Raw genomic sequence first — 12,205 nt, forward strand, 5'->3', positions numbered from 1 at the left:
CTAGTTCATAAATCACGGGGTGACAGGGGGAAACAATCCACGCGGGCAATGCCCTCTCGCAATGACGGGAAAACTGAAGCCGAGTCTAATAAACATTCTTTTAGAGGTTCATATTTATGCAAAATCAAAATACCGATTATAGCCCTGTTATTGAAGAACTTAAAAAAGCTTATAAGAACTATATTATAACCAAAGATGCATTAATAGAGGTTTGCACATTTGGAATGAATGCTGGAACTATAGGATTATTTTCGGTTCTTGGACCTGGAATGGTAGTATTATTAGTGGCTGGTTCTGTTTTGGCTATAGGGAAAGCTAAAGAGGCGTATAAAAAAGAATTATTAAATGCTCTTTCTATAGGTGAGCTGGGTGATGTTACGGAAATCGAGAAATATTATAAGCAGCTTCCTAAAAAATTACGAGAAGAGTGGAGTGATGATAATTTTTTCCCTAAATTAGCTAATCATCTGAAAGAGAAGTTTTTTGAAGATAAAATATTTGGTATTGATAAGAATCCTAATCCATTTTGTCAAGTAGAATTACAAGATTTTTACCAAGAAATAGATAATGAGTGGGTTGATCTTTCAGGAAAAGAGTAAAAACGTTGTATTTTTACAATGAGATTTAAAATTACTCTAATAAAATAGTTAAAAAAGCTTTTTAATTGTTAACTTGTTAAGTTTTAATTGCTAATATCAGTTAAATATTTTAGACATAGCATTATTTTAAGGCAAGACAATGGCAGATGATGGGGATAATAAGAAAGATGTACCAGATAAAAAAGATGATATTCAGGTAAAAAATGACAATTTGAGTAAGTCAAATGATAACCAGGCTCAAAATAAACAAGACGATGCTCAAGTAAAAAATGAACTCAATGCAATTAGAGCCCAAGTTACAGCCACTAACAATCCTGCCGAACTTGCACGTTTAGCTAGTGCCGCTGCGGGTCTTGCGTCCAGCACTAATAATCGAGAATTATTAGACCAAATCAAAAACCTCCAATCCTCCATTTCTAAAAAAGAAGAAAACGCCGAACAGATCATATATTCAGAAGCCTCTGAAAAAGGCTTGAATATGGAGGGGCAGGGGAATCAGTATGATTATGAAGCCGCACGTGAGAAAGAATTATATGACAGGCATGAAAGGCTAAAAGCTGGTCATGATCAGTTCATGAAAGAAGCAGATGAGTTTATTGAGAGTAAGAGGCAAGAAAAAGAAGAGTGGCAAGCTCTTTTAAACGATATGAAAGCAGGTAAAGAAATTGATCCTGAAAGATTAAAAGCATTAAATAAGACAGAAGCACAGCTAAAAGATGATCAGAATAAAAGAAATCCTATTAAAGAATATCAAAAGAAAGCAACTGAGCATTTGCAACAATTAAAAGCTGAGGAAGATAAATTAAAGCAGCAACAAGCTCAGAATGTTAAAGCCGCTGAAGAGCAACGTATTGTTAATAGCAAACTGGCTGCTAATTCCAAAGAACTGGAGCAAGGTCAGTATAAACTAAATAGTATTAATACTAGAATAGAGCAAACAGGAGCAAAATTATCTGCCCTCAGTCCAAAAATAGCAGAAGCAACAAAAATACAAGCTGATGCTGATAAGCAAGTTGAAAAAGATGAAAAAGAAAGGAAAGAAATACAAGATCTTAGAATAGAAACTCAAAAAGAAGCTAAGAAAGATCTTCAAAAATACTCAGCAATTAATGATTTTTCAGAACTACTTTTAAATCAAACAAAATCAGTTGAAACAAATGAACTTAAAGATAACGAATCACGTAATGAGTTTTTAAGTAAAGAGAATAAGAAAAAACCAGAAATAAAATTTCCAGGCAAGCCATCTCCAGATATAATTTTTCCAGGAAAAGACGAAATATTGCCTCCCTCACAAAAATCAACAAGTGTTGAAGCATCTACTACTAAAAAATTATCTCAAGGCGAAGAAGCATTAAAATTATCAGAAGAAAGACCAGTTTCTCCGGATAAGATAAATAAATTTACTAATAGAATAAAATCGTCTCTTGAAAAACAGAAATCTTCAGTAGTTACTAATAAAGAAACTCAGGTTAATAAATTAGCTCGAACTAACCAACAAAACAAAAAGAATGATAAAGGTCATTCGAGATAAAATAACGGAGTAGCCTACCATGTCTAAATCAGATAACCATTGCTATCTTGATAAAAACGAAACTATTATATGTACTGCTAATAATTTACATAATAGTGCATTAGAGTTTTTTAATAATATAAGAAATATAGAACAAAACCAAGGCGTAACTGCATTAGTAACAAAAGGTTATATTGCTGCTCGAATCGAGTTAACGCAATCGCTTCTTTTTGGAAAAATTGAAGCATGTATTGGTCTTGCTGTTTTTAATCAACGAGGTATTGGTGGTCCTATAAGTCGTTATAATGAAAAATTATTTCTGACTATTGGTAGTAAGCTTGGAAATCAACTTTGTAAGCAAACTCTAACACAATTATCAAATAATAATTACAATGTTGAGCAAGAAGCAAATATTTGGGCTAATCATATAAATACTTATAAAAGAGATTTAAATACAGAAATAACTACTCCAGAATTATCAGCTAGTTCAATATTTTTAAAAAATGATCTTAAAAACAATGGTATAAGCTTAGATGCTTATAATGCACATTTTAATATTTTAAGTGTAGATGAAGAGTCAGAAACAAATTACACCCCCACTCCATCTTCGGCAGTAAATCAGTATGATCATACCCCGCCACCCGTTCCTAAAAGAGCAGAGAGTAAACAAGAAGCTACAGGGTTGAAATCTTTTTTTAAGGGTATGTTTAAGGTTCTGAGGCTTCCGCCGCTCCCAAGGCTGCTTTAGTTCCGGTTGTTGCTCCTAAAGTTACATCCTCAAATGTTTCGTATAAAGATATTTTACTTAAAGATCCAACATATGGAGTTGTAGTAAAATTACAAGAAGCAACAATAAATACTAATTTAATAATTAGGGTAAATGGTCAAAATATATTTGAAGTTAAACAATATAGAGCCATTAAAATTCCTGACACTTTAGAAAATATTAAAGCACCTAATCTAAAATTTGTTTTCTCTTACTTAAATGGTGTAAAATTAAGTGATGAATTTGCAGCAGATAGAAAGGGGACAGCCCATCTAAGGCTTGATTATAATAATGATGGTAGATTAGAGAAATTAACCTTACCAAACGCTCCAATTTATTTTAAGGATAAGCCTGGTTATCCTGCATTTTGTATCTTTAAGAAAATTATGTGTACTTTAGTAGATAGCGGGCAACTTGGTCACCTAATGCAAATCGCACCTAAAGTAGAATTTAATAATGTTGACGAATATACTTATAAAGTAGAATTATTAGGCTAAAATAAAATATTATTTTGTAGCTGTGTTATTTTTGCATAACCATTACCCACGTGCATCATTTACCCCGTCATTGCGAGCGAATGAAATGAGCGTGGCAATCTAGGAAAAATAATAAAAAATGCTATAAACTAGCATTTTTTAGCTAGATTGCGTACGTACAATTACTTCGTAATTTTCTCGCAATGACTAATTGGTATCCACGAAACAATGCCTCCCTGCGTAGGCGGGAATCCAGTATTTTGTCATCCCGTGGCTTGGGAACTAGATCCAGAAAATAATAAAAAATGCTAATTTTATTAGTATTTTTTAGTTTCCTCGATAACACCGAAAGCGTGTTTTAACCACTGCAAAAAGACCTAAAAATACATATTTGATATTTTTTATATTTTTTTTGAAAAAATAGCTTGCAATCTTTTTTATTATAGGGTAGTTTTATAATATATATTTTGTCATAGCTCCCAAAGTGCATTAAGCTCGCATTTTGCTATAAAAAGGTATAAGTTCTTTACAATCCAATTTTTTGTAAGGAACTTATGCTGGGTCACAAAAAAGAGCAAGTTAGTTTAACTCGCAATCAAAAAGAAGCCATAGGCTTACTATCTATAGGTACATTTAATTTTTTATAAAGGATTTATGCTAGGTTATGCAAAAGAGCAAAGAAAGTTTGGTAGAGATCAAAAACAAGCTATAAGTTTATTATCAATAGGTAGTTTTCTTGAATATTTTGACTTGATGTTATATGTGCATATGTCAGTACTACTAAATAAAATATTCTTTTCTCCAGATAATACTTATTCTGTAAAAATATTATCAGCTTTTGCTTATTGTTCAACTTTTGTTTTTAGTCCTTTTGGCTCCATTCTTTTTGGTTGGATAGGGGACAATATAGGACGTAAACCGACAATTATTATTACTACTATATTAATGTCCTGTACTTGTATAGGTATGGCTATTCTACCATCTTATGATGAGATAGGTTTTACTGCTACTGTTTTAGTTACGCTTTTTCGTGCAATTCAAGGTATTTCATCTAATACGGAAGTTACGGGTGCTGAACTTTATTTGACAGAAACAATAAAGCCTCCTTTGCAATATCCAGCAGTAACATCGTTTACAGTTTCTACTGCGTTAGGAACAATGGCAGCTCTTGGTGTTGCAAAGCTTGTAACTTCAACAGATCTTAATTGGCGTTATGCTTTCTTATTTGGAGCATTTGTAGCTATTACCGGCACTATGGCACGAACAACACTTAAAGAAACGCCTGATTTTGTTGATGCAAAAAGACGGTTACAATTAGCTATAGAAAAAACCGGAATAGATCCTAAAAAAATTGAAAATAATGACATTGTAAAAGAAAGAACAAATTTAAAATGCTTTTTTCCTTTTATAATGCAAAATCTGACGCCTTCTTATATAATGTTAATTCAATTATATTTTCTTATATTTGCTCCTACAGCTACTCCTGCTAAAGCAATTTTTTATAAACATTTTCCAGTATTTAAACGTTTTACGCATACTAGCTTTACATATGCTATGTCTCGTGCATTAATGCTCTTAATAACTTCATTCGGTCTTGCTTATTTAACAGAATATTTTGGTTATTGGGGAATATTAATGATTATGATACCGGTGACAATAGGCTATTATTTTGGATTACGTCACTTCGAAAATTTAGACAAGAGATAATTATTATCAAGCTTAGAAATGATATTATTATTTTGAATAAAGTTATAACATACATTATATAGTTTATTTTCAATGCTCAGTACTTCTAAATGAGCAGCAACAACTAAAAAATCCGTTATAGTTTCTTCTATTATCTTTTGTGCCTTTTCAGGTGATTTTACTCCTAGTGTTTGCACGTTATGAATACGATCGAAAAGTTTTATTAATGCTGTGTCATATCTTTTTTGTTTAGCTAGCAAATTTAGACTTTCTTCAGCAGTAATTTTTCCATAAGGTTTAATGCGGGTTAAGCCTTCAACGTGTTTTGCAACTTCTTCTCCGAAGATTTCAGTAATCATTTCTTCGGTTAATGCCGTATCTTCGATAGTATCATGTAGTAGTGCTGCTTGCATCATTACAGATGTATAAAGTTTAGGTACTTCCATTGCCGTAAACTCTGCCACCATAATCGCTACTTCAATTGGATGGGAATAATATGGATCGCCTGACTTACGCATTTGAGAGCCGTGATATTTACGAGCGTAATATATTGCTTTTTTGATTTCTTCAAGATTTACAGGGTTTGCTACTTTAGTGTTTAAATAGTCAAGTTTATTGAGAAGCTTTTTAGCATAAATGCATTCTTCAAACTTTTCTTTCCAAGAGCTTAAATCTTCCATAAAAGTTTATTTTTAGTTGGTTAAAACAATTCTTGTACCAGCTTATACTCAAAGTGAAAAGTAAAAAATTATAAAGTCATATAATTAGTAGAGAAATTAAGCTCTTTCTTGATTAGTTAATTAAAATTATTTGACACCAAATATAAGTTATATTGACAACTAAAATAAAGGAAAAGCAATGAAAAAATTTTTATTATTATTCATAATATCTATTATCCCTTTAAATTTATTCGCTCAAGCCAAAGTAAATAATATAGTTGCACCAGTCAGCTATTTTATAAATCACGTTCAGCCACTAAATCAAATAAAGACTAATTTAGAAAAATACAGGCAAACAAGTATTGTAGGTGTTAGCGGGATGGGTAAAACTCAGTTAGCTAGAATGTATGCTTATGGAAATAAAGATAATTATAATTTAATTTGGTTTATTGATAGCAATTTAAATATTAACGATGAACTTTTAAAGCTAGCAAAAGCTATTAACAAAGCTGAAGAGAAAACTGTAATTGCAGAAGAGGCAGCTAATGTAAAAAAAGAGTTAATGGAATATTTAGGGCAGAGTGATAAATGGTTATTAGTATTTGATAATTTAAAAGTAGGTGAGAATAAAAAAGTACAAGATTTTATTAACTGGGAGCATAACGGCAATATTATATTTTGCTCGCAAGATAGCGATATGATGCCTTATATAGTAAAAGCTGTACCATTTGAAAAGCCCGAAACTATCAAGCTTGCCAATAATATTTTATTGGATAAAGATAATAATTTAGTAGAATTTTTGGTACAAGAGTTTAAAGGTTATCCAGTATTGATAGTACAAGGAGCACAAATATTAAACAATGTTCCAGGATTAGATAAAGAAAAATATAAACATCAAATACAAAAATCTAACGATAAAATAGATTATAATATATCGCTGGTGATTAAGCAATTAAGTTCTAGTGCAAAACAACTTCTAAGTAAAATAGCATTACTCAATAATCAAAGTTTTTCCAAAGATTTTCTTGGGATTATTACCGATAATAAAGATAATCTTAATGATGATATTTTCGAGTTATCAAAATTTGCTTTAATAACAAATATAGATGCTAGAGAAGATAATCCTGTTTTTGAAATGCATGATGTTATTGCACAGAAAATATTAGAAAAAAATGGTGCAAATAATAGTAAGTATCTAGAAGAGGCGGTTACTAAATTTATTAATGGTACACCAAAAAGTGTAATAAAAGCGTTTTTATATAGGAACGCTAAAACAGTACCTGACAATATCGAGGTAATGACGCAGAATGCTGAAAAATATAATATAAGTACTTATAAATTATTAGAGTTAAAGCTAAAGCAGATAGTGCAGTGTGATAATTCTTATGATTTAGCAGGTGGAAAGAAATTAGTTGATTGGTTTGATACAAACGATAGAGATGGGAAATATAAATTATGGTTAATGAATAATGAAGAAAAGCGGGTATATGCTGAATATTTAAACTTAATAGGATGGTATTACTTAAAAGCTTCTAATTACAAGATGTCTATAGAATATTTTAAAAAAGCTAACAAGATATTTGAAGATGTCAAAGGATATGAAGAAATGAAAGCTAATGTAATATCTGGTTTGACTAATACATATATTGTAATAGGAGATATTCAAAATGCACAAGAAAATATCAAAATTTTAGAGCAAAAATTAGCTGATAGCTCTGATCGAACATCAATATATGCTAACAAAGCAAGATTACTTTATGTAGAGGGAAAATATCCTGAAGCATTAGAACAGATCAATCAATCTATTCAAGCTGCTATTTCAAGTGGATTAGATCCAAATGCATTATTTTTAACAGGTGATTATTTAGTTAAATCTGGAGTATTAAGTAAACTTGGTAAATACCAAGAAGCTCTTAATCAAGTAGAACAAGTATATAACATGCAAAAGCGTGTAAAAAAGGAAACTAATATAATATTTGGTAGAATATTTACTCAAAAAGCAATAGCATTATTCGGTTTAGGTGAAAAAGATAAAGCTTTAGAATATGCAGATAAAGCAATAGAGATTTTTAAGAATAATGATAAAAGCTTTATGAGTAGAAGAATACCTGATGTATTCAACCCTGCAATAGCTATTACATGCACAATAAGAGGGGATATATTATTTGCGAGTGATAAGCTTGAGGAAGCTTTAGATAGCTATATGGACGCACGAGGTATATATTTTAACGTTTACAGAAAAAATTATAAGAACGTAGCACAGGTAAGTGAGGTAAATCTTAAAGGAGCAAAGGTTGCATGCAAAAGAAAAGACACGCTTAACTATAAGTTTTTTGCTAAACCACAAATTATAGATTTTGGAGCGGAGCATCCTGATTCAATTGAAATGCTTGAATATTGTAAAACTTATGGTATGGGTTTAATTAGTAACAAAGCTTATATAAATAAATCTAATAACTAAGAAGATTAAAAGAGGGGGTGCATTTTGCCCCCCCTTATACTTTGTAGAAAAATTAAGCTATTTCAGATGTAACTTCAGCTGTTTTACCGGTTAGCTCAAATTCTAATACTTCGGTTTTATCAATTAACTTCTTAGGTAACTGCTCGACTATAAAACTTTTATCATAATCTTCAGCAGTCATTAAAATACTGTCAAGTTTTTGTATAATTTCATTATTATTAAACTTTGGATTTCTTATTAAATGATTTTGAAGATTATATAATTCCTTTAAATGATAAGAAATAAATTCATGATTTTTAGGTAAGGTTGTCATTCGCCAATCAATAAATTCTTCTATATCTTTAACTGTAATGGAATTATCTATTATTTTGAAATCATTATCTTGGCATAATTTTAATAAACCATGTTGCAAAAGAAGTTTTGTTAAATAAATGCTTTGTTCTGTTTCTGAGTGTGTTCTTTAATATATAAAGGCGTAATCTGATCATATACAGTATTTCTAATATTAGGATCAGCTCCATTTTCTAAAAGAAACTGAGCTATCTCATATAATTTCATTGTACAGGAATAATATAGAAGAGTGCAATGATCTCCATCTTTCATATTAATATCGAATCCTTGATTAAGAGCTTGTTTAACAAGAATTTTAAAATCATTTATTTGATCTAAAGTTTTAACAATAGAAAGTGCTACACACAAAATGTCCAAATCTTTAGAATTAGGTGTAAGAACTTTGATATGAGTTGGATGCATATAATTTTTAATTTTATTATTAATGAATTTATTAATAGTTGAGTTATTATTAATTATCAAGTTAATTTTTTAGAAATTTTTTAATAAAATTAGTGCGTGATAAATTGAATAGTACCGGGCAGTTGTTAAAAAAGAACCCGTCATTGCAAGGAAATTATGGCGTTATTGTATGGCTCGAAAAATGCTATATATGTCATTCCCGCTTTGGCTTTGTTGTATGGATCATTTTCCCCTGTCATCCCGCGATGGCATTGTTGCGTGGAACAGTTTTTCTGTCATTGCGAGAAAATTACGAAGTAATTGACGAAGCAATCCAGTTAAAAAATGCTAACTTATAGCATTTTTTATTATTTTTTCTGGATTGTATAATACGCAGCAATGATTCGGTATTTACACAGTCTGTTAGTCTCATCTTACCATCAGGTGCTTTTAATTTTAACTGTAGACAAATTGTCGACAGTTCAACCCTATCTTCACTGCTAACTCGAGTTTTTATCTTAGACCAATAATCTCGTGGGTTTGCACTATCAGTTAATGCTCCTACTACATCAATTACAGAAAACCACCATTCGTTATTATATAAAATTCTTCTAATATTTTTATCTTTAAAAATCACTAATTTATTAAGTTCATCGTTATTATTCATTGCATTTCATATTAATTTTTTTGAATTATAAATATTCTAAATAAATTTTACAACTAATATTAAAAATAGTAATAATAAAAAACAACTAATGGTTTGTAAAATTTTAAGCATTAATGGCTTTTAGTAAAATAATAAAACTTAATTGCCAATTGACTTTTTTAGGGAGTTAAGTATAAATTGTAACTGAAATAGCTATTAAGCTATTTTGGGATGTAAGAATCTCTTGTTACATGGTGGGTATCTACCATTAAATGATACTATCCTCGGCTTTATTACGGTCGGGGTGTCAATAGCTATGTCCAGGGTTTAAGGTGCATACCTTAAACCTAAAGGCTATTGTAAACTGTTGTAACGGTTTTCTTACCTCCCCGGCCACCAAAGTTTCATTCATTGGTGGTTTTAATTAATCGGGAGCCATCAAATGTCAAATCAAAATAAAAAAACCATTCACAATATTAATTTAGATTTCATTGAAAGAGAAGTAAATATTCTAAAAGATGAAGTTGCACATTTATTAGAAACCCCCGTAACAGATAAAGATATTGAAAGAATAGAACAACGCTTAGAAGAATTAGAAAAAATGTTTTACAATTTGAACTGACGCTAGTTATTAATGTATAAGGGTTTTGCTTGCATGGGTCGGTTTTCTCGTCATAAGCTACACAATTGCAAGGAGGGTGGCAACCAGAAAAAATAATAAAAATGCTATGCCTTTTACTAGATTGCTTCGTCAATTACTTCGTAATTTCCTCGCAATGACGAAAAACCGATCTACGTAACAATGCTCGCTCGTAATGACAACTCCTAATCCACGCAACAAACGCTTGACGAAAAATAGTTTAAATTTTGTTTGTAGAGTCTATATGCATATCCATTAAATATTCTGCTAAATGTTTTTGTACTTCTTCTGACTTATCTTTTAAAGCACATTGATATACTTCTTGTATAATAGAAGTAATTTTATGCATAGAAAAATCAATATTTTTGTCGGAAATAATATTTGTAGTAAGGCTTACAACTTCGCCAAATAATTTTATTTGTTCTGGATTTAAAATATCAATTTGAGTTTCTTTATTATCAGAAATTAAGGATTCTACCTTAACATTCAAAGCATTTGCTAATTGCTTAATAGTATAAATGCCAGGGTTTTTAGAGCTACCAAATATTATACTATTAACAGTATTTCTACTTAGTCCTGTTAAATTTTCAATATCTTTAGCACTCATTTTTCTTTGAGCCATTAACTCATTAATTTTGGTTTTTAAATTTGACATAAAAATAAAGTAAATTCATCGCTTGTTTTAAATATAAAATATAAACAAATTTCTTTACATTTCTACAAAATAATATAATCTCAGCTGTATAAATTTAATAACTATAAAAAAACCAGTAAATATTCTACCTACCAAAATAAGTATATTTATTGGTTTAATATAAATCATAATATTGTTACAAGCATACTAAAATGCTTTAAAAAAAGCAAGAATATACCTAGATATACCTTAGGTATAGAAGATATCTAGTTTCAAAACAATTCAGATTTTACTCACATATCTTATAGCTTTTATTTGAACAATATCCTTAATAATTTATGCCTTGGGTTAATTTAAGTTCTTAACCCAAGGTACCAAATAAAATCAGGAGAATATTTTATGAATAACATAGAAACAAGAATATTAGATTATGGAAGAAAAATAGATATGAATCTACAAACTATTTCTGAGCAAATAAATCAAATACAGAAATTAATAGGTGAAATTCCTTTAGATGCAAGATTAGTTAAAGAATATGATGATGAAGACGATGAAGATGATTTTGATGATGGAGTATGGATAGAGTTTCCTTTTAGAGAAACAACATAAAATTCGTAATTTCCAGCTTGATATAGATAGACTGCTTGCTTTAAAAATGGTAAGGTATAAATTCCTGTAAGTAAATAAGATATAAATTATGATGTGGTTGTTAATAGCACTTTGTTTAACCGGCTTAGTTTTGATTATAGGGGTAGTATCGATGGCTATTGGTGGTAAATTTGATAAAAAATTTAGCTCAAAGCTTATGACTATGAGAGTTTTTTTTCAGGCAGTTGCGGTATTACTGTTATTTATAATATATTTTTATAAAGTTAATCCATAAACTACCTGAAAAGTTCTATAATTATTACTCGTTTTCTTGCATCTCTCCCCTTATTTTTTTCCATTCTGCTAAAATTTCTTCTAATCTTTCTTTTGAAACTTCTACTTCTTGATCTTCGAAATCCTCTAGAGAAGTAATCATTTCTTTTAGTAAGGTTTGTGCCATATTCGGTCTATAGTCATCGCTGTAATTATCTTCAAGATGTTCGGCAATTTCCTCGATATCATCCCAATGCATTAGTGTATTCCTCTTTAATTGTCATGTAAGCTTATTTATTTAACATGTTATCTGATATTTGCCATTATTTTTTAATAAATATTATTAACTCAATAAAATATTGTAAGCAAGTGAGTTTATTATGCAACTATATATTCTTCTGTTTTGAAGAATTGGCTCTGCAAAACTTCGGGGAACTCGTATGCTTACCTATTAAGTATAGGCTGTGCGTGCTCGCCCCTTGTTTTACATTCCAATTCTCCAAATCATTTGAGTATACTGTATTTAAATAAAGAG

General features: G+C 30.1%; 12 protein-coding genes and 1 pseudogene. 8 read left to right on the forward strand and 5 right to left on the reverse strand.

Annotation, left to right across the window (positions count from 1 at the left end; all coding sequences use genetic code 11):
- The first annotated feature begins 116 nt into the window (after window positions 1–116).
- The 4 genes from AAHF54_RS02830 to AAHF54_RS02850 all read left to right on the forward strand — a co-directional run bounded on the left by AAHF54_RS02830 (window position 117) and on the right by AAHF54_RS02850 (window position 5,058).
- On the forward strand, window positions 117–599 hold the full coding sequence (locus AAHF54_RS02830; protein WP_341789064.1) for a hypothetical protein: 483 nt from the start codon (window positions 117–119) through the stop codon (window positions 597–599).
- Between the two features lie 139 nt (window positions 600–738).
- Window positions 739–2,130 carry a hypothetical protein gene (locus tag AAHF54_RS02835; protein ID WP_341789065.1) on the forward strand — a complete coding sequence of 464 codons (1,392 nt, stop codon included), beginning with the start codon at window positions 739–741 and terminating at the stop codon, window positions 2,128–2,130.
- A gap of 19 nt (window positions 2,131–2,149) precedes the next feature.
- Complete coding sequence (locus tag AAHF54_RS02840; protein ID WP_341789066.1) at window positions 2,150–2,857, forward strand: hypothetical protein; 708 nt, start codon at window positions 2,150–2,152, stop codon at window positions 2,855–2,857.
- A gap of 1,148 nt (window positions 2,858–4,005) precedes the next feature.
- Window positions 4,006–5,058 carry an MFS transporter gene (locus AAHF54_RS02850; protein WP_342170182.1) on the forward strand — a complete coding sequence of 351 codons (1,053 nt, stop codon included), beginning with the start codon at window positions 4,006–4,008 and terminating at the stop codon, window positions 5,056–5,058.
- Here the strand turns inward: AAHF54_RS02850 and AAHF54_RS02855 are convergent.
- Window positions 5,031–5,717 (reverse strand): HD domain-containing protein, encoded by a 687-nt coding sequence (locus AAHF54_RS02855; RefSeq protein WP_341789068.1) that lies wholly within the window; start codon window positions 5,715–5,717, stop codon window positions 5,031–5,033. The genes AAHF54_RS02850 and AAHF54_RS02855 overlap by 28 nt on opposite strands.
- Before the next feature lie 178 nt (window positions 5,718–5,895).
- On the opposite strand from AAHF54_RS02855, the gene AAHF54_RS02860 reads away from it, so the two are divergent.
- Window positions 5,896–8,157 carry a tetratricopeptide repeat protein gene (locus tag AAHF54_RS02860; RefSeq protein WP_341789069.1) on the forward strand — a complete coding sequence of 754 codons (2,262 nt, stop codon included), beginning with the start codon at window positions 5,896–5,898 and terminating at the stop codon, window positions 8,155–8,157.
- Between the two features lie 52 nt (window positions 8,158–8,209).
- On the opposite strand, the pseudogene AAHF54_RS02865 reads toward AAHF54_RS02860, so the two are convergent.
- Both AAHF54_RS02865 and AAHF54_RS02870 read right to left on the reverse strand, forming a co-directional pair.
- Window positions 8,210–8,910: pseudogene (locus AAHF54_RS02865) on the reverse strand (ankyrin repeat domain-containing protein).
- A gap of 289 nt (window positions 8,911–9,199) precedes the next feature.
- Window positions 9,200–9,556: a Bro-N domain-containing protein gene (locus AAHF54_RS02870; protein ID WP_341789070.1), complete on the reverse strand. Its 357-nt coding sequence runs from the start codon at window positions 9,554–9,556 to the stop codon at window positions 9,200–9,202.
- 421 nt (window positions 9,557–9,977) lie between these two features.
- On the opposite strand from AAHF54_RS02870, the gene AAHF54_RS02875 reads away from it, so the two are divergent.
- On the forward strand, window positions 9,978–10,157 hold the full coding sequence (locus AAHF54_RS02875; RefSeq protein ID WP_341789071.1) for a hypothetical protein: 180 nt from the start codon (window positions 9,978–9,980) through the stop codon (window positions 10,155–10,157).
- Window positions 10,158–10,395: 238 nt separating this feature from the next.
- Here the strand turns inward: AAHF54_RS02875 and AAHF54_RS02880 are convergent, their stop codons facing one another.
- Entirely contained in the window at window positions 10,396–10,830 is a 435-nt protein-coding gene (locus AAHF54_RS02880) for a helix-turn-helix transcriptional regulator (protein ID WP_342170183.1), read from the reverse strand.
- A 378-nt stretch (window positions 10,831–11,208) separates the two neighbouring features.
- On the opposite strand from AAHF54_RS02880, the gene AAHF54_RS02885 reads away from it, so the two are divergent.
- Window positions 11,209–11,418: a hypothetical protein gene (locus AAHF54_RS02885; protein ID WP_341789073.1), complete on the forward strand. Its 210-nt coding sequence runs from the start codon at window positions 11,209–11,211 to the stop codon at window positions 11,416–11,418.
- Between the two features lie 88 nt (window positions 11,419–11,506).
- Entirely contained in the window at window positions 11,507–11,692 is a 186-nt protein-coding gene (locus AAHF54_RS02890) for a twin transmembrane helix small protein (RefSeq protein ID WP_011477228.1), read from the forward strand.
- A gap of 24 nt (window positions 11,693–11,716) precedes the next feature.
- Here the strand turns inward: AAHF54_RS02890 and iscX are convergent, their stop codons facing one another.
- Entirely contained in the window at window positions 11,717–11,929 is a 213-nt protein-coding gene (gene iscX / locus AAHF54_RS02895; protein ID WP_011477229.1) for a Fe-S cluster assembly protein IscX, read from the reverse strand.
- Window positions 11,930–12,205: the final 276 nt, after the last annotated feature.

This window comes from Rickettsia endosymbiont of Seladonia tumulorum (assembly GCF_964030815.1).
Lineage (GTDB): Bacteria > Pseudomonadota > Alphaproteobacteria > Rickettsiales > Rickettsiaceae > Rickettsia.

Coding starts and splice junctions, on each gene's coding strand:
- AAHF54_RS02855 (WP_341789068.1), bottom strand. CDS start 5,717: ATGGAAGATTTAAGCTCTTGGAAAGAAAAGTTTGAAGAATGCATTTAT.
- AAHF54_RS02875 (WP_341789071.1), top strand. CDS start 9,978: ATGTCAAATCAAAATAAAAAAACCATTCACAATATTAATTTAGATTTC.
- AAHF54_RS02850 (WP_342170182.1), top strand. CDS start 4,006: ATGCTAGGTTATGCAAAAGAGCAAAGAAAGTTTGGTAGAGATCAAAAA.
- AAHF54_RS02885 (WP_341789073.1), top strand. CDS start 11,209: ATGAATAACATAGAAACAAGAATATTAGATTATGGAAGAAAAATAGAT.
- AAHF54_RS02830 (WP_341789064.1), top strand. CDS start 117: ATGCAAAATCAAAATACCGATTATAGCCCTGTTATTGAAGAACTTAAA.
- AAHF54_RS02890 (WP_011477228.1), top strand. CDS start 11,507: ATGATGTGGTTGTTAATAGCACTTTGTTTAACCGGCTTAGTTTTGATT.
- AAHF54_RS02835 (WP_341789065.1), top strand. CDS start 739: ATGGCAGATGATGGGGATAATAAGAAAGATGTACCAGATAAAAAAGAT.
- AAHF54_RS02880 (WP_342170183.1), bottom strand. CDS start 10,830: ATGTCAAATTTAAAAACCAAAATTAATGAGTTAATGGCTCAAAGAAAA.
- AAHF54_RS02860 (WP_341789069.1), top strand. CDS start 5,896: ATGAAAAAATTTTTATTATTATTCATAATATCTATTATCCCTTTAAAT.
- AAHF54_RS02870 (WP_341789070.1), bottom strand. CDS start 9,556: ATGAATAATAACGATGAACTTAATAAATTAGTGATTTTTAAAGATAAA.
- AAHF54_RS02840 (WP_341789066.1), top strand. CDS start 2,150: ATGTCTAAATCAGATAACCATTGCTATCTTGATAAAAACGAAACTATT.
- iscX (WP_011477229.1), bottom strand. CDS start 11,929: ATGCATTGGGATGATATCGAGGAAATTGCCGAACATCTTGAAGATAAT.